This window comes from Paenibacillus sp. FSL k6-2145 (assembly GCF_037976585.1).
In the GTDB taxonomy this organism is placed as follows: domain Bacteria; phylum Bacillota; class Bacilli; order Paenibacillales; family Paenibacillaceae; genus Paenibacillus.
The window spans coordinates 632,373-653,252 of sequence record NZ_CP150267.1; the positions used below are offsets into that span (position 1 = coordinate 632,373).

Consider the following 20,880-nt stretch of genomic DNA (forward strand, 5'->3'; position numbering starts at 1 on the left):
GCTGCCCACCCGCCTTATACGCCTGCCGGAGCATAAGCCGGCACGGGGTCTTGCCGGTTTTCGTTAAGGTGAGCAGCTGGTTTCGCCAGAGCTGTAGCATCACTCTGACTCACTTTTTCAGCGGCCACCTCTACTGCATCTTCCAGAGCGAAGATCTGAGTAAACATGCGCAGAGCTTCATCACCTTGCTTCGTGCCTGCCATTTCCTTAATCCGATTAATCGGATCTGTCGTCATTTGGTTCACAATACTCTTGGTCAAACGACGAATGACTTTACGTTGATGTTCATCGAGCTCAGGCAGTTTATTAAACAGGCTATCCATCGTTTCTTCATGAATGGAGACACCTTTTTCCTGCAAAGCGCGAATAACGGGACGAACACCCAACGTTTTGAGCCAATGGTAATAATCCTCCATCTCAAGCTCGATCATTCTCTCAATCTTGGCAGCTTCCACCTTACGCATCTCCAGGTTGCTCTCCACGATTCCTTCCAGATCATCAATGTCATAGAGAAATACATTGGATAATTCACCAATCGCCGGATCAATATCGCGTGGAACCGCAATATCAATCAGGAACAATGGACGAGATTGACGACGCTTCATGCTCTCCCGTACCACTGCTGCATCCATGACATAACGTTCAGCTCCAGTGGAACTAATCACAATATCAACTTCATTAAGTCGATTTAATGCCTGTTCCATCGTACAAGGTGTACCCCGGAACTTGGCTGCCAATTCTTCTGCTCTTGCAAGCGTACGATTCGCCACGATGACCTCGGATGCCCCGTTGGCATAGAGATGTTTCACGGTTAGTTCACTCATCTTGCCGGCACCCAGAATGAGCACCTTCTTGTCTGTGAACATGCCAAAAATCCTCTTACCGAGTTCAACAGCAGCATAACTGACAGATACGGCGCTTTCCCCAATGGAAGTCTCCGAATGTGCCCGTTTGCCCAATGTAACTGCCTGCTTAAATAACTTATTAAACCATGTACCTGTTGATTTCTCTTCCTGCGCTTTAAGAAAAGCCTGTTTCACCTGTCCAAGAATCTGAGTCTCACCAATGACCATGGAATCTAGTCCGCAGATGACACGGAACAAATGGCGCATGGCTTGATCATCTTCATATATATATAAGTGTTGCGTAAATTCTTCCCGTGGTACATTAAACCATTGTTCCATGAATGTTCGAATAAAATAACCACACATGTGAAGACGGTCCACCACAACATACAACTCGGTACGGTTACATGTGGCTACGATTACACCTTCCAATACACTCTTGGTCAGCTTGAGCTGCTGCAGCGCTTCAGACAAGTCCTTTTCTGCAAATGTGAATCGTTCCCTAACCTCTACAGGCGCCGTGCGATAATTCAAACCAACGACAACGATGTGCATTGCAAGTTCACCTGCCTAATAAATTTCCAATCAAAGTGCTTACTGCATATGTCTATCCATTTATGATTGACATGGTTAATTATATCACACATCATAGCCGTGACCGGGTCCTTTTTATGAAATGTTTATGAAATCACCATGTTCATCATCATATGCACTGTCATTTATTGTAGTGTCTCACCAAAGTTCACCGTTATGCGTTAAAAAGTGTCGATTATGAATATTCATAACGATACGCATATTAAAACAAATAGCCATGGAATTATTCCATGACTATTAGAGTTTGGGAGGTTATGTGTCCATCCCGATATGTGAACATTGTGTATGCAATATACTTTTTATTTAAACCCGTTCAGTCTGGTTGTTCATGTCTGGTGTTTCAACTTGCAATTCGCCCAAACCACGTACCAACTTCTTTGCATACGTTTTTTCAGGCTTTAATACGGATACCAGGTAGTCAATAGCAAGCTGTGGATCTACAGTCTCCCCACAAGTGTAACAATCAATCGCTGCAAAACCTCTCTCAGGATACGTATGAATGGAGAGATGGCTCTCAGACAATAGTACAAGTACGGTCGCTCCCTGTGGATCAAACTGCTTGGACTGTACGGACATCACTGTCGCGCCACATGCCTCTGCTGCTTCAACCATTTGGGCTTCCAGATACTCTGCATTGTTCAGTAGATTAAAGTCGACACCCCAAGTATCAACAGCAACGTGTCTTCCGAAAGTTGAATATTCCATCCTTCGGTTCCCCCTTCCTAGGAATAAAATGTTTGAAAAATTTCATCCGCTAGGACCTACGTCATTCACTTCCCGAGGGAAAAATCTCTCGCAACATATAATGTCCTGAGTGAATCCTGGTTCCTATATTGTTTTCAACGAGATTAAAAATAACATTGAATCAGAGTGAAATCAACCCTTTTCCAGAAGATTGTAAAATAAATATTTTCTAATCGGAATATTCGATCTCACATTAAAAAATCCCCTGAAACCTCCACATTGGCGAGTGCCACTGCCCGGAAGATACAAGGGAATTCATTACATTCATATACGTTTATAAACATACAACTTTAAGTTAATAAGCTTCAAGCTCAAACAACCGTTTTTGATGACGAGCAAGGGTCTCATCAATCTGATGGAGCTGATCAGCAGTCGCATCTTTTCTAGTATCCAGCAGTGAATCGATCTCGGCATACACACGGTTGATTTCGCGTTCTACATCTCTAGCCTGGAACAGATGTTGCAATTCAAGCAACGTATTTTTGTATTCATAGATCACTCGGGTGTTCTCCCCGGTCTTCTCCACAATTTTGCGGACAGTGCCTTGAGCATAAACATACGTCATGGTGAACCCTTTATAGATCCGATGCACGACCCCGTCACCTTTGAAAGTCACAAAGAGCTTCCGGACAACGTTGGTCAAATGCAGATTCACCAGGCGGCAAGATAACTCACAGATATAAAACCCTTCTATGCGGTCAAAAGGGAAATGCACTTCTTCTCCACTTACATCCCCCAGCACAACCTCCTGACAACCATTGTCCAACACCTTAACCCGATGATGAAGCCTGCCGTCTTCTGTCATGCGCAAAAACTGATGCATCTGGGGTTCTGACAATTTCATAGTGGCCTTAACATACTCTGTGGCTAACCGCTGAGCCATACAAATCCCTCAATTCTTTCCCGATTGTTTTGTCTTCCTGCACATGTAGCAGTCATCTCAAAATTCTTCAGGCCGGCAAGGCCGGTATTTTTGGTACTGTTGGCAATATGCACCTATGCTCATTATACACTACCCTAACACTATTTTTCTCCAGACCCAGATGATGAATTCTCACGAAATTCCATAAAAAACCGGATTAATCTGGATCTCATCAAAGATTCACTTAGCATGCTCACTTTCCTGCACTAAAACGATATACTATCTCGGTTATCCGTTAATTTCGTTGGTTTCTTCCTCATCAGAAGCACCCTCTGCATCCGGCACTGGTGCATACTTATCTATCTGAGCATGGCGGGTTATGATGTCCCATAACTCTTCTTTCCCCAATCCCTCTTCGGATGAAAACGGCACAAACAAATCTCCTGAACGAAGGCCCAGTGATTCCTTAATGACTTTGATGTGTTTGGCTCTGCGTGTTTTTGGAATCTTGTCCATCTTGGTTGCTACGACAACCAGAGGCAATCCGTTATGACGAAGCCACTCATTCATCATCTTGTCATCCTTCGATGGCTCATGTCTCATATCCACCATCTGCATAACCAGTTTCAATTCTTCGCGTCCTAGCAAGTATTTCTCCATCATTTTGCCCCAGGCAAAGCGTTGCTCTTTGGAAACTTTAGCGTAGCCATATCCTGGGAAATCGACGAAGTAGAGATCCTGATTAATTTTATAATAGTTGAGTTGCTGTGTCTTACCCGGTGTTGAGCTCGTCCGAGCCAAATTTTTACGATTGATCAAACGGTTGATCAGGGAAGATTTTCCCACATTGGAGCGTCCCGCCAAAGCAATCTCTGGCAGACCGTCCTCGGGGTATTGTTCAGGCCGAACGGCACTGATAATAAATTCAGATTGATTTACTTTCATATTGTATCTTTCCTCTCTTGAACGCCTGTGCTATGCATCACCTGTTGAAGGTATTATGCCATGGATTGTTCTATCATACCAAAAAAACCGTTCCAGCGGACGCCGAAGCCTCCGCAGAACGGTCTAATCTTCATACGAACCTTTCGGATACGTGGATTACAGGTGAATTCCTGTCTGCTCAACAAGTGCATGCTGCAATACCTGATCCATATGGGCTACAGGGACAAACTCCACATCTTCCTTGATGCTGTCTGGAATGTCACGCAGGTCCCGTTCGTTATCCTTAGGCAATAATATTTTTTTATAGCCGGCACGATGGGCTGCCAGTGATTTCTCTTTCAGACCACCAATCGGCAGCACACGTCCACGCAGTGTTATTTCACCAGTCATCGCGATATCCTTGGACACATGTTTGTTCGTCAAGGCAGAGATTAACGCTGTTGCCATCGTAATCCCGGCAGATGGACCATCCTTCGGAATCGCTCCTTCCGGAACGTGGATATGAATATCGTTTTTCTCATGGAAATCAGGCGAAATTCCAAGCTGTGTAGCTTTGGAACGGGTGTAACTGAATGCGGCTTGTGCCGATTCCTTCATGACATCCCCCAGTTTACCTGTGAGAGTCAATTTACCTGTTCCAGGCACAACAGTCACTTCAATGACAAGTGTATCTCCACCTACTTCAGTCCACGCCAGACCCGTTACGGTACCAATCTGATCTTCCAGTTCGGCCATACCATAACGGAACTTGCCAGGTCCAAGGTAGTCTTTGATCTCATCTGATGAGATGTTAATCTGACCTTCCACACCAGATACGATGTTCTTCGCAGCTTTCCTGCACAACGAAGCCATCTGCTGTTCCAGATTACGTACACCTGACTCCCGTGTATATTCACGAATTACACGCAACAACGCGTCATCCGGGATTTCCAATTGCTCTTCTTCCAGACCATGGTCCTGCTTCTGTTTGGGCAACAAATAGTTTTTCGCAATTTGCAGCTTCTCCAGCTCCGTGTAACCAGGGATGTTGAGCATTTCCATCCGATCCAGCAATGGACGCGGAATATTGTGCACCGTGTTGGCAGTTGTTATAAACATAACGTTGGATAAGTCAAACGGCAATTCTACAAAGTGATCACTAAACGTATTATTCTGTTCCGGATCAAGCACCTCAAGTAACGCTGCGGAAGGATCTCCGCGGAAATCTGAAGCCATCTTATCAATCTCGTCCAGCAGGAATACCGGATTCAGTGAACCTGCCGTTTTCATCCCCTGGATGATACGCCCAGGCATGGCGCCTACATAGGTGCGTCGGTGACCACGAATCTCGGCTTCATCACGCACGCCGCCAAGAGATATTCTTACAAACTCCCGACCCAGCGATCTGGCGATCGAACGGGCAAGTGATGTTTTACCGACCCCTGGAGGTCCAACCAGACAGAGAATTGGCCCTTTGAGCTTCTTGACGAGCTTCTGGACAGCCAGATATTCAAGCACACGCTCTTTGGGTTTTTCCAATCCGTAATGATCTGCATTGAGCACATCTTCGGCTTTTTGGATATCCAGGTCATCCGCTGTCATCTGACTCCAAGGAAGGCCAAGCAGCCAATCCACGTAGTTGCGAATGACTCCGCCCTCGGCTGAACTTGCAGGCATTTTCTCCAGTCGATCAATTTCTTTCTCGACCTTTTCTTTCACCTTGTCCGGCAAGCCGAGTTCTTCCATCTGAGTGCGAAGTTCCTCGACCTCACCCGCACGGCCTTCTTTTTCACCCAGTTCTTTCTGGATCGCTTTCATCTGCTCGCGCAAATAATATTCCTTCTGCGTTTTCTCCATCTGTTTCTTCACACGTTGGCTAATCTTGCGTTCAAGCTCCAGCACTTCGCGCTCATTGTTCAGGATATCCAGCAATTTCTCCAGACGTTCCCGAACGTCGATGGTCTCCAGAATTTCCTGTTTGTCCTTGATCTTCAAGGACAGGTGACTCGTGATGACATCGGCCAGACGCCCTGGTTCTTCGATGTCAGACACCGCTGCGAGTGTCTCTGGTGTCACTTTTTTGGACAGATTAATATAATTCTCGAACTGGTTCAGAACGGTACGCATCAAGGCATCCGTCTCCGGATGGGTATTCTCCTCTTCAGGCAGCTCTTTAGCCAGTACTTCATAATATTCCTCGTTGTCCGTATATTCAATAATTTCAGCCCGTTCCAAGCCTTCCACGAGTACACGAATCGTACCGTTCGGAAGCTTCAGCATCTGTCTGACCTTGGCCACGGTTCCGATTCTGAAAATGTCCTCTTGTGTTGGTTCTTCAATATTTACTTCGGCTTGGGAACATAGGAGAATCAGATGTTCTTCTACCATCGCTTTTTCTAAAGCCTTGACCGATTTCTCCCGGCCCACATCGAGATGCAGTACCATACTCGGGTAGACGAGAAGTCCTCTTAAAGGCAGTAAAGGAAAACGACGACCTTTCGCTTTGCTCGGTCCCATCGCTTTCGCACCTCCAATGGCTCTCAGGTTGTAGTCATTCATTATTCTATCAAATGTTCACATAAAAAACCAATGAAGGGAAGCGCTTAGCAGCTTCCCGAATCTGTAACCTGTCCTGGACGAGGCACGTCCGCACGCAAATAGGAAGCGGATGCTGGTGGAAAAATCTCCGGTGCAGGTGCAACTGTCTCCTCTGCAAGCTTCGTTTGTTCCATCTGTTGTGATTCCGGAACCCAGGCAAACACTTCACGGAATACGTCCTGTACCGTATCTACCGGGATAACGCGCAAGCCATCCAGATTCTCAAAAATGGACTGCCAGTTCTCCGCGGGAATAATAACGGTCTTCGCTCCTGCCTGAAAGGCAGCCTCCACCTTGGCCAGCACGCCACCAATAGGCTTAACCCGACCATGAATACTGATCTCGCCAGTCATCGCTGTCTCATGATCCACAGGGCGTCCCTGAATGGCTGATGTAATGGCAGTCGCCATCGCAATCCCGGCAGATGGACCATCAATAGGCGTCCCACCTGGGAAATTCACGTGTAAATCGTAATCATTCGGACGAATACCCATGGCTTTTAATACGGTTAACACATTTTCAACCGAGCCTTTGGCCATACTTTTTCGCCGGAGTGTACGCGAACCGCCTCCAATCTCTTCTTCATCCACAACGCCTGTAATGTTGATTCGGCCTTGATCTTTAAGAGCCGGAACAGCAGACACTTCGATCTCCAAAATGGTTCCCATATTCGGTCCGTATACCGCCAAGCCGTTAACAAACCCCACCTGCGGCTGTGTAGGGACCTTCCGATCAGGCCGTGGCTGAATCTGGCTGCTACCCGCCACCCACTCCACATCAGACGCCTGAAGCGTCTCACGCTTCTCTGTCAGCGCAAGTCCAGCAGCCAGCTGGATGATATTGACCGCTTCACGTCCATTGGTTGCATATCGCTTGACCACATCAACGGCATCCGGACATGGACTGAACCCTATTTTCTGAACAGCATCCTCTGCAATTCGCCCAATCTCCTCAGGCAACAAAGGACGGAAATAAACTTCCATGCAGCGTGAACGCAAAGCTGGTGGCAGTTCATGAGGCGAACGTGTCGTCGCTCCAACAAGGCGGAAATCGGCCGGCAGCCCATTTTGAAAAATATCGTGGATATAAGCAGGAGTATGCGTGTCTTCCGAGTTATAGTACGCACTCTCCAAAAACACCTTGCGATCCTCCAACACTTTCAACAGCTTATTCATCTGAATCGAATGTAATTCACCAATTTCATCAATAAAAAGCATTCCCCCATGCGCTTTCGTTACAGCGCCCGGTTTTGGTTGGGGAATACCAGCAACGCCCATAGCTCCTGCTCCCTGATATATCGGATCATGAACAGAACCAATTAAGGGGTCCGCAATACCACGTTCATCAAAACGGGCTGTTGTTGCATCCAGCTCCGTGAATTTGGCGTCTGGCTTGAAAGGAGAAGATGGATTCTTCTTAGCCTCTTCCAACACAACCCTTGCGGCAGCTGTCTTCCCGACTCCGGGAGGGCCATAAATGATAACATGTTGCGGATTCGCACTGCATAATGCAGCTTTAAGGGCACGTAGCCCGTCTTTTTGCCCAACAATATCGTTAATGGTAGCTGGACGCGTCTTCTCCGACAGCGGCTTGGTGAGTGAGATCGAACGCAGCTTGCGCAGCTTCTCCAGTTCCTTGCGAGATTCACGCTCAACGGCACTGCGGTTCGTTTTCTGGCCACGCAGCAGGTTCCAGAAATACAAACCAATCACCACTCCAAAAAATAACTGAATCAACATGATGACCATACCAAATTCCATGTCTTCACATCCTCCTATTTTGTCGCTATTCTCATATGAGATCATGCTAATACTTGGTAGTATAGCCTTTTCGACGCGACGTAAACGGGCGATGCGGAATTTGTATGCGAGAAAATAAAAAGCCCGCCATCGCTGGCGAGCTTTTGTTGTAACAAGATATGAATCAATCAGTGCGAACGACCAGGAATAACACCTGTCTCTTCGTAGGCTTCGACGATTTTGTCGATCTCTTTTTTTAATTCCTCAACCATGATTTCTTCAGGCACTTTACGGATCATCTTGCCGTGACGGAACAAGAGACCTTCACCACGAGCACCGGCAATCCCGATATCCGCTTCTTTGGCCTCACCTGGACCATTAACCGCACAACCCAACACCGATACTTTAATCGGCACCTTCAGTTTGGAGATATACTCTTCCACTTCGTTGGCAATGGAGAACAGGTCGATATCCAAACGTCCACACGTTGGGCAGGAGATCAATGTGGCTGCATTTGTAATGAGTCCAAATGTTTTGAGCAGATCACGAGCAACCTTGATTTCTTCTACCGGGTCCGCACTCAGTGAGATCCGCATCGTTGAACCAATACCCATCGACAACAAGGCTCCCATACCTGCGGAGCTTTTGATCGTACCGGAGAACAGTGTACCTGCTTCGGTAATCCCGAGATGCAACGGATACGGAATGATTTGAGCTGCTTTGGTATATGCCTCAATCGCCATCGGCACATCCGATGCTTTGAGAGACACGATGATATCATGGAAATCAAGCTCTTCCAAAATACCAATGTGATACAATGCACTTTCTACCATAGCATCTGCCGTAGGATACCCATACTTCTCAAGGAGATGGTTTTCCAAAGACCCCGCATTTACTCCAATCCGAATCGGAATGCCGCGGTCTTTACAAGCCTTAACCACTTCTTCCACTTTTGCACGTTTACCGATGTTACCTGGATTAATCCGAACTTTATCGATGCCGTTTTCAATCGCAAGTAAAGCCAACTTATAGTTGAAATGAATGTCCGCTACGAGCGGTATATGAATGCGTTTTTTAATTTCCTTGATGGCTGCGGCAGCTTCCTCATTATTCACCGTTACACGTACCACTTGACAGCCCGCTTCTTCCAGTCGCAGAATCTCTGCAACCGTGGCTTCAACGTCTGCCGTTTTGGTTGTACACATACTTTGGATAATGACTTCGTTACTGCCACCGATCGTTACGTTTCCCACTTTCACGGGACGTGTATCCTGTCTTAAATACATGAGTGATTTCTCTCCCCACAACGTCAAAGCTCCACCCTGACAGAGACATGAATTCGCCTTCTGCCAAAGTGGAGAACTGACAAGTCTATATTTCAGAGTTCAACGGGATTCAGGCCTTTTATTAGGCGCTCTCTTCCTGCTTATCGTCCTTCGATTGGCTTAGTTCAGGCACAACTCTTTTCTCAACAACTTCTTCGGTAATGACACAGTTCGTAACATCTTCACGTGAAGGCACTTCATACATGATTTCCAGCATGATACCTTCAATGATGGCACGCAATCCACGTGCACCTGTGTTACGTTTAATTGCTTCTTTTGCAATCGCGAGCAATGCAGCTGGTTCAAATACCAGATTCACATTATCCAACTCAAGCAGTTTTTGGTACTGTTTGGTAAGCGCGTTTTTTGGTTCGGAAAGAATCCGTACCAGCGTATCTTCATCCAGCGGCTCCAAAGTGGAGATGACTGGCAGACGGCCTACAAATTCCGGAATCAGACCAAATTTCAGCAAATCTTCCGGCAATACCATACCCAGGTATTCACCTGGTTTCAGATCTTTTTGCTCAGAAACGGTATTGAAGCCAATGACTTTTTTACCGATCCGGCGTTTGATCATTTGCTCCAGACCATCAAAGGCACCGCCGCAAATGAACAGAATGTTCGTTGTATCGATCTGAATGAATTCTTGATGAGGGTGTTTACGACCACCTTGCGGTGGTACAGAAGCCACAGTTCCTTCAAGAATTTTCAAGAGAGCCTGTTGCACACCTTCGCCCGATACATCACGAGTAATGGATGGGTTTTCGGATTTACGCGCTACTTTATCAATCTCATCGATATAAATAATGCCACGCTCTGCTTTTTCCACATCATAATCAGCAGCTTGAATCAGTTTGAGCAGGATGTTCTCTACATCCTCACCTACATAACCCGCTTCTGTTAATGACGTAGCATCCGCAATAGCAAAAGGAACATTCAAAATTTTCGCCATTGTTTGCGCAAGCAACGTTTTACCAGAACCTGTTGGTCCTAACAGCAAAATGTTACTCTTTGACAATTCAACGTCTTCAATTTTGCTTTGTGTGTTGATCCGTTTGTAGTGATTATACACGGCAACAGACAATGATTTTTTCGCTTGTTCCTGCCCAATAACATATTGATCCAGAATATTACGAATTTCTTTTGGTTTCGGAATATCTTTCAGGTCTACTTCTTCATCATGACCAAGTTCTTCCTCAACGATTTCGGTGCAAAGTTCGATACATTCATCACAAATGTACACGCCTGGTCCAGCGACCAACTTGCGTACCTGCTCCTGAGATTTACCGCAAAAAGAGCATTTCAATTGCCCTTTCTCATCGTTAAATTTAAACATGAAACCACCCCTTTAGGAATTGATCGGTCTACTGAGCACCTGGTCAATAATGCCGTACGTCTTAGCTTCTTCAGCGCTCATGAAGAAGTCACGGTCGGTATCCCGCTCAATTTTCTCAAGAGGCTGACCCGTACGATCGACGTATATTTGATTCAGTTTCTGACGTGTTTTAATAATCCATTCTGCGTGTATCTTAATATCCGCAGCCTGTCCTTGAATGCCGCCAAGCGGCTGATGAATCATTACTTCGCTGTTTGTCAGCGCATATCTCTTGCCAGGTGCACCGGCTGTCAGCAATAACGAGCCCATGCTTGCTGCCATCCCTACGCAAATGGTAGATACATCCGGCTTGATAAATTGCATCGTATCGTATATACCCATCCCTGCGGTGACAGAACCACCAGGTGAGTTAATGTACAAGCTGATATCCTTCTCAGGATCGTCGGCTGCCAAAAACAAAAGCTGTGCTATGACAAGATTGGCTACATCGTCATCAATCGCACTGGTTAGAAAGATAATGCGATCTTTCAGCAAACGTGAATATATATCGTAAGACCGCTCGCCTCGATTGGTTTGTTCTATAACCATTGGCACCAGACTCATGAGACCAACCTCTTTTCTACATGTAATTAGACATAGGCCACCTGTAAAGCAAACCCAAATTCATTCTAACACTTTCCTGTGACAATGTCATTTTTCACAAGAGGGGTCAGACATCCGTTTGTTTACTTTTTTAGCCTGATCATATTTAACCATGTTTTCTATGTATGTGCAAATTGAAGCCATCCTATGCCGTCTTGCCGTTTTTTATTTGCATGAAGTACATAGGTATGTAAAAAGTGTACACGGATCAATAAAATTAGTGTTCATCCATATAATTACTTCATTTTCTATAAAATGGATGTCACAATTTAAAAATAAGGCACGCAATAATTCACGTGCCTTATCGTTTATTCAACTGACAAGTTGATAACAGCTTGTCTTATTTTTCGTCAGCTTCTGCAACAACTTCTTCAGCTGGAGCTTCAACTGGTTCAACAACTGTGCTGTTCTCAACAAGAACGTCAATCGTTTTACGCAGTTTTACTTCATCGCGAAGGCTGTCCAGGGAACCATTACCTTCGAGGATGCCACGGATCTCATCAGCAGGACGCTTGTAAGATTCAGCCATTTTCTCGAGTTCTTGATTCACTTCTTCGTCAGATACTTCAATGTTTTCCGCTTTACCTACAGCTTCAAGCACCAGGTTGTTGCGAACACGTTTGGAAGCATCTTCTTGCATTTGTCCTCTCAGGTCAGCCTGAGTCTGGCCAGAGAAGCTCAGGAACATTTCAAGGTTCATACCTTGGTTACGCAGACGGTTGTCGAAATCACGCATCATGTTTTGTACTTCGCTCTCAACCATTGCAGCAGGAATGTCCACTTCAGCGTTCTCAGCCACTTTTTCTACAACTGCATTTTCTTGTGCAGCTTTGGCTTCGTCAGCTTTACGGGATTCCAATTGTGTTTTCAGGTCAGCTTTGTACTCTTCAAGTGTGTCAAATTCGCTAACATCTTTAGCAAACTCATCATCCAATGCAGGAAGTTGTTTGCGTTTGATTTCGTGAATTTTCACTTTGAATACCGCTTGTTTGCCAGCAAGTTCTGCTGCATGGTAGCTCTCTGGGAAAGTCACTTCTACGTCTTTGAAGTCGCCTGTGGAAAGACCCACAACTTGCTCTTCAAATCCAGGGATGAATGTGTTGGAACCCAGTTCCAAGGAATAACGCTCAGCTTGTCCACCTTCGAAAGGTACACCATCAACGGAACCGTCGAAGTCGATTACTGCAACGTCGCCGTTAGCAGCGGAACCTTCGTCGATTACAACGAGTTCAGCGTGACGTTGTTGAAGACGCTCAAGTTCTTCAGCCACTTCTGCGTCAGTTACTTCACCTTTTGCTACAGCAACTTCGATTCCTTTGTACTCACCAAGAGTAACTTCAGGTTTCACAGTTACTTTTGCTTTAAACTTGAATGTTTGTCCTTTAGCGAATTGTTCAACATCTACGTCAGGACGATCAACCGGGAAAATATCCGTTTGGTCGATTGCTTCTGTATAAGCTTCAGGAAGCAAAATGTCGATTGCTTCTTGATAAAGGCTCTCTACACCAAAACGTGCTTCGAAGATGGAACGTGGTACTTTACCTTTACGGAATCCAGGTACGTTTGCTTGTTTAACCACTTTATTAAAAGCTTTGTCGAGTGCTGCAGTTACACGATCTGCATCCACTTCAACCTCAAGAACCCCAAGGTTCTTCTCTATCTTTTCCCAAGTTGCTTTCATTGTATACTTTCCCCTCCAAAATTCACATGTTCACGTAGGCAATCACGTACAAAATAACCATTTTAGTATAAACAAGATTAGATTCTTTTTCAAGGGGAATCCCTTGATACGGTTTAAGGAAAACGTTTCCGGCCTCGATTAACCGTCCAAACCGGCAGATACAAATTGTTTCATGGAACGATAAGCCTGCTCCAGTCGAAAGCGCATCGCGCCTGTCACAGCATACATTGAGCGGGTATTTTCCTCATCATGAGAACCACCCAGACTGTCTGCAACGGTCATATGTAGAGCTGCTGCCCATATATCTGTCATGGAATCATTTTCTTCCAGCATCGATACATAATCACGGGTTCCATACACCGCCATGACATATTGTATCCACAGTTCCTGGGCAAAATAAAAGAGCGTAGGTTCATGAACCTCCGTCTGATCTGCCACTCGTTCCAGAATCTGAACGATTTGGATTGGGAATTCCTCTGGTCTAAGAGGCACGGTGTCGATCTCGACTTCAACCTGCTCTTCGCCTCTCGTAAACAGGATCATACCTTGAACACCTCGGCGACGCAAGGTTTGCAGCACCCGGAATTGAAGCAGAGGGTGAAGCGACTTATCTTTTAACCAACTCGTAAGTGCCTCGTCAATCTTCGGCAGATCAAGATAGGCCAGCTGCTCCAAAGCCAGCATCGTCTGTTCAGACAGCGGCTCCTCCATTACTGTGCGAAGCATCTTATCTGCATAACCATCATCCTGTTCAAGCTTCATTCGGGCATGCTGCCGTGCCATGTCCTCCTCACTAATCTCTTCTTCCTCTTCTCGTTCTTCAAGAACGGGAGGCGAGGTTTCTTCATATTGAGGAAACGCAGCCTGAAGCCATTCAAGCAGGGCCCGCCATTCATCATAGTGGCGCTCTTCCTGTCCCTGACATTGCAGCAAAAAGTGAAGCAATTTCATCGCTTCACCATACCGTTCATTTTCAAGCATAACTGTCAATTGAATCTGGTAATAGTCCAGCGTCTTAGGAAACAGCACAATATTGTTGTTATGCTCGGTTTCCGGGGTCGTGGATTCCTTAATGGGAGCACCTCCTCTATATCCTGAATATCCAGTTGGAATCAACCTAAATAGATGTATATATTAAAACGATTGTTGATCTATTTTTGAGTTCTCCTGATATTCTAACATAACCTTAAATATAATGAAAAAAACGTTACTGCCGCCAAATATCATATACGAAAAACAGTTTAAAATAAAATGCTTGATATTCCTGTATGCATATGATAAAATCAATTTTGCTTGAAAAAATTCATGTCTCAGTAGCTCAGCTGGATAGAGCAACGCCCTTCTAAGGCGTCGGTCGGGGGTTCGAATCCCTCCTGGGACGTATTAAATGAAGCTTCCTTCGGGAAGCTTTTTTTGCGTTCTGGGGATGAGAACCCCAATGGTTCGCCGAAGCATTCGCTTCGTTACGTGCTCTATGTTGCTGCATTGAATCCTCCGTATTCGCTCACTCTATAAGCAACACGTGGCAGTATTGATGTTCTAACGAACATAGGACACTTTATTGGCCCTAAATTCAGCTTATGGAATTCTAACGAATCCTAGAGAGCTTATTTCACCATTCCAGATATTAAACTCACTTATTTGCACTTCATAGCCTGATTAACGTTGCTGAGGTTTGTTAGAATCTAAAAATAGCAGTTTCCCCCATTATAAGACTCCTTGGATTCGTTAGAGTCCGTCAGGTCTAAGATAATAAAAGCCCCACGTTCTTGTGGATGCTTTTTTTCATTTCATTGCTCAACATTGACATAGAATGTTATGCTTGCGGAGTGGATAATGTAACAATCCATACATATTAACTTCTTAGGAAACAGGAGATTTTATCAATGTCATCTTCAATACAGCAGCATTCGTCCATCCATGCCGAGGAAGAACATTCTTCGACATCCAAAAGAATCGGCCTGTTATTAGCAGGCATTATCGTCATCGCCGCTACGATGAGGTCACCGATTACGGCAACAGGTCCCGTTGTGGAGATGATCCGCTCAGATACAGGTATCGGCCATACGATGGCCGGGCTTCTAACCTCACTACCTTTGCTCGCCTTTGCAGCAGTTTCTCCTTTTGCACCACGTCTTGCCAAACGTTTAGGACTCGAATCTGCTCTGCTAATGGCTGTTATCATCGTAACCATTGGCGTGGCCTTACGCTTGTTGCCTTCCGTTCTCTTCTTGTATACAGGAACCGCAATATTGGGATGCGGCATTGCATTAAGCAACGTGCTTTTGCCAAGTTTGATCAAACGTGATTTTCCATTGCGGGTAGGTATCGTCACCGGATTATACTCTGTATCCATGAACATATTTGGCGCCATCGCCTCAGGTGTCAGTGTGCCCTTAGCAGGAGCCACATCTATGGGTTGGCGTGCTTCGTTAGGCATCTGGGCCTTGTTGTCCATACTGGCGCTTCTCTTGTGGCTCCCCCAGATCGCTGCAGGACGCCAGCGGATGTTATATGTGACCTCCCAGAGCGAAGGAGCACCCGTGCGTCTAAGAACCTCTGCACTAGCTTGGTTCATTACTTTATTTATGGGTCTGCAATCTCTAATATTCTATACGACGATTACCTGGCTTCCCGAGATTCTGGCCGATCAAGGATTCAGCCCCACCTCGGCAGGGTGGATGCTCTCCCTGATGCAGATGGTTAGTGTACCAGCTACCTTTATCGTTCCGATCCTCGCCGGCCGAACGCGAGATCAGCGTGTTCTAACCGCGATAACATGCTCTTCTTTAATTGTCGGGTATGCTTTATTGTTAAGTGGCATCGCTTCGCTCGTTACCATCGGTGTCACGTTGGCAGGAATAGGTGCTGGAGCTTCGTTTGGACTGGTAACGATGTTCTTCGTCCTTCGTACAAAAGATCCCAGACAAGCTGCCAGCCTGTCCGGTATGGCCCAGTCCTTTGGATATATGCTCGCGGCAGTGGGACCTCTACTGTTCGGTATGCTTCATGACTGGACAAAAGGATGGACCCTTCCGTTGCTAATCCAGGTCATTCTGGCCATTGCTTTACTAATCGCAGGTATTCAAGCCAGTAAAAATCGAATGATCGGTTAGTCATACAGTTCATTTATATACAAACAAAACGGCCTCCATCCTGCAAATCAGGATGGAGGCCGTTTATGCATAGAACAATTCCTTCATTAATTCATTCAGCTTAAATGAAGATGAACTTACTTCACTTTTACCTTAATCGTGTCTGTGCTGGTAACTCCGGCTGCGTTAATTAACTCTGCCCGATACGTATACGTGCCCGATGCTTTCCCGGACAGTGTAGTCACAGCACTTTGCGCATAAGGTGTAGCTGAACGGAGTTCTTGCGTATCGATCAACTTATCATTCTCATAGAGACGATACTCTGTAGCGTTGGTTCCCCACCACAGGTTCATAGTCACCTTATAATTGCCATCGCCATCCCAGTTATCGTGAGAAAGAACCGCTTTGCCTGGCGTTGCGTTGGTAACCCGAACAGTCAACGTCTGACTACGCGTTGTTCCCTTGTCGTTAGTCAGCTCAGCCACGTACGTATACGTGCCATTGGCTTTGCCCGTGATCTTCGTCTGAGCAAACTGCGCCCACGGCGCGTTGTAAGTCAACTTTTGCGTATCAACCAAAACCCCATCCTCATATAACTTGTAGCTAGTTGCGTTCTCGCCCCACCACAGGTTCATTGTAACGATATACGCGCCCTCTGGTAAGCCGTTGCCTACCCAGTTATTGTGAGACAATACAGGTGTACCTGGGGCCTTAGTTGCCGGAGTTTCAGGTTCGGTCTCCACGGCTTCCAATTTCAGTGCCGTATTGGCTGTACCCGAAAGCCCCTGTTGGTCTTTTACTGTAAGGTCAACAGCATACTCGCCTGCTTCAATCCCCTCCAAAGGAAGGCTGAAGCTGCCATCAGCTTGTACTTCAAAGACTCCTTCTTTATAAAGCGATCCATCCTCTTTTTTCACAACATACGTTGCTTCCAGGGAAGCTGCCGGATCAAACGTGATGTCCCATCCGCTGGCAAGCGCAGGAGCTACACGGAAGTACAAGTCCTCCACGCTACCATTAAGAACAGCAGACTCATCCTCTTTGAACTCTAACGCTTCTGGTGCAGTTACAGCCGGAGCTGTCTTTTTCACCAAAAATGGCGAAGTGTCTTCCTTATAGGTTTTGCCGTCCGTACCAATGGTAGTGATGTCTACCGTATATAAACCATCCGGAATCTCAGTCACTTCATCGGTTGTGTAATCTGCATATGAGCCGTCCCAAGCAAGGTTATATCTTGCATTGGCATTGAAGTTAAAATAGTTACCAAAGATGGAGCCGATATAACCATCTTGATAATATCCGCCTTCCGGATTAAGACCATCATAGATCTCAATCAGGGCAAATGTCATTGGATTATAGAATTCCATCGCTACATTAAGGGTATCCAACGTACCATCAGCCTTCAATGGATAGTGGAATGGATTTTTTTCAGTGCCTTTTACGGTTTCAATATATTTAACTCCAGTCAACGTAACGTTGAAATGAGCAACATATGGCACCGTAAAGGTATTGGTTCCGTTCGACAACTCGATGTATCCTTGTGCTTCTGTAGTCGCAGTAACCCCTCGTGGTACGGTGATTGTTACTGCAAGTTCTTCCTCACCATTCAGTGTGAAGGAACTCTTGTCTACCGCAACGGATACACCAGCAACATTACGAGTTGGATTCACATTTACGGTGTAATCCCCGCCACTACCATTCAGCGCTTCAACTTTAATCGTTTTGGTAATCGTCTTTTCATCTGTGCTCAGGAAATTACCGTAGTTGATGCTTCCAGTAATATTCTCCTTTTCAACAACAGAGCCACTTTCTGTGTATTGAGTTACATCAAGCACTTTGACAAAAGCAGCAGGATCGATGGTGTTTACAGCCTGAATGCGGCCAGCACCTTGATCAAATACATCAAACTTGGTTGTATCCAGCACCTTACTATTGTTCATGAGCGCAACTTTGATATCAAATGGCGTCCAGTCCGGATGTTTCTCAATCAACAGCGCAATCAGACCTGCTACATGAGGTGTAGCCATACTTGTACCTGATTTACGATCATAAGCTTGTGCGTAATCTGCATCTGGCTCATCCTTGCCGTAGGCGGGAATCGTAGACAGAATGCTTGTACCTGGTGCAACAATATCCGGTTTGATATCCAGTGTTACTTTTGCAGGTCCACGTGAACTCGATGAATTCATTTCATCGCCCGGAGTTTGGGAACGTTCAAAATCACTAAAGCTCACTTCAACGGTTTGGCCTGCGTCCAGCTCAGCCTTGATCACATCTCCATCTTCCTTGGACATGCTCAGTGTTGGAATGAGTTCAAAGTTATCGCCCAGACTTACACCGATTGGACCCGGAATGTTGTTATATACAATAACAGCCACGGCTCCGGCCGCTTTAGCATTGGCGATTTTCTCTACAAATGCGATTTCACCACGCTGTATTAATGCCACTTTACCTGTAAAATCCTTACCTTCAAAGTCAGTTGGCTTACCCAGTGCTGCATATTCAAGCTCATATTTTCCTGTCAAAACAGTTTCAGGATCTGCTGACAGACTCCATCCCATCAGATCCAGACGGTAAACCGACTCTGTAATAGCCAGTGGAGCTTCAGTCGGAGCAATTATAGACTCTTCTTCCACTGGAGCAGCTTCAGGAGAAGCTTCCACCGGTGCAGAAGGTGATGCAGATGGAGTATTTTCTTCCGTTGTAGCTTCTTCTGTTGTAACTTCTTCTACATTCGGAACTTCAACTTCGTTAGAAACTGTGTCCTCCACAGCTGCTGCACTTTCCTCATCAGCAGTTGCGGGTACACCTTGCTCTGAACCTTCAGGCCCTTCTGTTCCAGGTGCCGTCCCCAGTTCAGGAGATAGTTCAACCTCTGGCACCGGTTGTTGTTCAGGTTGTGTCTCTTCTCCTTCTTCACCAATCCAGAAGTGAGTATCAGCTGTAATCAGCTGACTAGGTCCTGTAGAGTTACCTACCGTGATAGCCATTGCAGACGCACCCGGAGAACCGAGTGTATAACGGTTAGGTCCACTGTTACCACTTGCTACAACCGCTGTCACACCAGACAACATCGCATTGTTCAGGGCAACAGAAGTGATATAACTCGGGTCGTTGGCTGCGTTACCTAACGAGAGATTGATTACGTCCATGCCATCTTCAACAGAACGATCAATTCCGCCCAGTACCCATGAGGTTTGACCACTACCATACGGTCCAAGTACACGGTAAGCATAAATATCCGCTTCTGGAGCAACACCAACAATGCCGTAGTCCCCTGCTTCACGAGCAGCAATCGTACCTGCTACGTGCGTACCGTGGGAGGTGTAATAGGCGCTTCCAGTAGCATTGAACTCAGGTTCGCCCGAAGCTTTCCATTCCTGATATGTTGCTTCATACGGGTCATTGTCGTTTCCAACAAAGTCCCATCCGCCTTTGTAAGCTTCCTGCAAATTAGGATGTTCATAGTCAATGCCTGTATCAATGACTCCGACTTTGATGCCATTTCCTTTGTAACCCAGATCCCATACTTCAGGTGCACCAATAAAAGGCGCTGTGTCTTTCATGTACGGGTTCACTTCATCTGTCTCTGGCGCTATTGTAACTTCAAGGTCAGGATATACACTGACCACGCCAGGTATTTGAAGCAATTGTCCCACCTGGTTTCCTTTAAGCTCAATCGCTACACCATTCAGGGCATATGCATATTCTTCCAATACTTCATGTTTGATTTTCTTCTGAGTGAGGCTATGTACAAATGACTGTTGTTGTTGCTCAACTTGAGTCACAGCCTTTGTTTCCATAGAGGAGGTAAAAGATTTTCCGGAGAGGGTTGATTCACCTTGCGCTACTGCAACAGGTTTATTGGAAAGCTCAACGATCACTCGGGTGTTCTCTCCACCCAGACCTTCCAAGCTTTTATCCAAAAATGGATCTGCGGCAAGTTTTGCTTCCCGTCCTGCAAGAATCTCTCTCCATTGTTTGGCTTCGGCCGTACTTGGTAAATTCTCAAGTTGAATACCTGAATCTGCGGGAGCGGCTCCAGCCGCGGGGAGAATAATGGAAAAGACCATCAGAACACTTAATAACGTGGATATTAATCGTTTACTCAAGGCTTTGCCCCTCCTTTTAAATGTGAATACCTCACCAAATGATGGGTTCCTGCTGTTTGTGCGTACTGCAATACACACTCCAATTTCACCACCTATCTGCAAGAAGATTGACCCTTGGTAAATTATTCTATCAAAATACCACATTTTCCTTCTAAATACTTACAAATATGATATAGAAATTACTTATATGGGTCTTGAGTACGATAAAAATATCCATTTGTAATTATTTGTCGTTTGAATATTTCATTTTTAAAATAATGCATCAAAAAAAGACCAAGAGCCTCTTTATCCGAAAGAGATTCCTGGTGTATAGGGGAAGCGTGGTTAGTATACAAAGGATCGCGATAATTCGTTTAACATCAATAAAAATTGCTACATATCGC

13 protein-coding genes and 1 tRNA gene are annotated in these 20,880 nt (G+C 45.6%); 2 read left to right on the forward strand and 12 right to left on the reverse strand.

Features of this window, described 5'->3' with window-relative positions; translation table 11 throughout:
• Positions 1–14: 14 nt before the first annotated feature.
• The 11 genes from hemA to NZ043_RS02875 form a co-directional block, all read right to left on the reverse strand.
• Entirely contained in the window at positions 15–1,400 is a 1,386-nt protein-coding gene (hemA, locus tag NZ043_RS02825) for a glutamyl-tRNA reductase (RefSeq protein ID WP_091037583.1), read from the reverse strand.
• A gap of 342 nt (positions 1,401–1,742) precedes the next feature.
• Positions 1,743–2,144 (reverse strand): adenosylmethionine decarboxylase, encoded by a 402-nt coding sequence (speD, locus tag NZ043_RS02830; RefSeq protein ID WP_036673526.1) that lies wholly within the window; start codon positions 2,142–2,144, stop codon positions 1,743–1,745.
• A gap of 334 nt (positions 2,145–2,478) precedes the next feature.
• Complete coding sequence (locus tag NZ043_RS02835) at positions 2,479–3,066, reverse strand: hypothetical protein (protein WP_036605891.1); 588 nt, start codon at positions 3,064–3,066, stop codon at positions 2,479–2,481.
• A gap of 267 nt (positions 3,067–3,333) precedes the next feature.
• On the reverse strand, positions 3,334–3,990 hold the full coding sequence (yihA, locus tag NZ043_RS02840) for a ribosome biogenesis GTP-binding protein YihA/YsxC (protein WP_091037586.1): 657 nt from the start codon (positions 3,988–3,990) through the stop codon (positions 3,334–3,336).
• A 156-nt stretch (positions 3,991–4,146) separates the two neighbouring features.
• A complete protein-coding gene (gene lon / locus NZ043_RS02845; protein WP_091037589.1) occupies positions 4,147–6,486 on the reverse strand; it encodes an endopeptidase La in 2,340 nt (779 codons plus the stop codon).
• An 86-nt stretch (positions 6,487–6,572) separates the two neighbouring features.
• Entirely contained in the window at positions 6,573–8,327 is a 1,755-nt protein-coding gene (gene lonB / locus NZ043_RS02850; protein ID WP_133387115.1) for an ATP-dependent protease LonB, read from the reverse strand.
• A gap of 167 nt (positions 8,328–8,494) precedes the next feature.
• Positions 8,495–9,592, reverse strand: coding sequence for a flavodoxin-dependent (E)-4-hydroxy-3-methylbut-2-enyl-diphosphate synthase (gene ispG, locus NZ043_RS02855; protein ID WP_076216934.1), 1,098 nt, complete (start codon positions 9,590–9,592; stop codon positions 8,495–8,497).
• Positions 9,593–9,713: 121 nt separating this feature from the next.
• Positions 9,714–10,967, reverse strand: a complete 1,254-nt coding sequence (clpX, locus tag NZ043_RS02860; protein WP_036605887.1) for an ATP-dependent protease ATP-binding subunit ClpX — start codon at positions 10,965–10,967, stop codon at positions 9,714–9,716.
• A 12-nt stretch (positions 10,968–10,979) separates the two neighbouring features.
• Positions 10,980–11,570: an ATP-dependent Clp endopeptidase proteolytic subunit ClpP gene (clpP, locus tag NZ043_RS02865; RefSeq protein WP_036605886.1), complete on the reverse strand. Its 591-nt coding sequence runs from the start codon at positions 11,568–11,570 to the stop codon at positions 10,980–10,982.
• Positions 11,571–11,949: 379 nt separating this feature from the next.
• Complete coding sequence (gene tig / locus NZ043_RS02870) at positions 11,950–13,290, reverse strand: trigger factor (RefSeq protein WP_091037594.1); 1,341 nt, start codon at positions 13,288–13,290, stop codon at positions 11,950–11,952.
• Between the two features lie 138 nt (positions 13,291–13,428).
• Entirely contained in the window at positions 13,429–14,271 is an 843-nt protein-coding gene (locus tag NZ043_RS02875) for a hypothetical protein (RefSeq protein WP_165980407.1), read from the reverse strand.
• 326 nt (positions 14,272–14,597) lie between these two features.
• Between NZ043_RS02875 and NZ043_RS02880 the strand changes: the two genes are divergently transcribed.
• Together NZ043_RS02880 and NZ043_RS02885 are read left to right on the forward strand one after the other, a co-directional pair.
• A tRNA-Arg gene (locus NZ043_RS02880) sits at positions 14,598–14,671 on the forward strand.
• 505 nt (positions 14,672–15,176) lie between these two features.
• Positions 15,177–16,406, forward strand: coding sequence for an MFS transporter (locus NZ043_RS02885; protein WP_339310556.1), 1,230 nt, complete (start codon positions 15,177–15,179; stop codon positions 16,404–16,406).
• Positions 16,407–16,522: 116 nt separating this feature from the next.
• On the opposite strand, the gene NZ043_RS02890 is transcribed toward NZ043_RS02885, so the two are convergent.
• Positions 16,523–20,497 carry a S8 family serine peptidase gene (locus tag NZ043_RS02890; protein WP_339310558.1) on the reverse strand — a complete coding sequence of 1,325 codons (3,975 nt, stop codon included), beginning with the start codon at positions 20,495–20,497 and terminating at the stop codon, positions 16,523–16,525.
• Positions 20,498–20,880 lie beyond the last annotated feature (383 nt).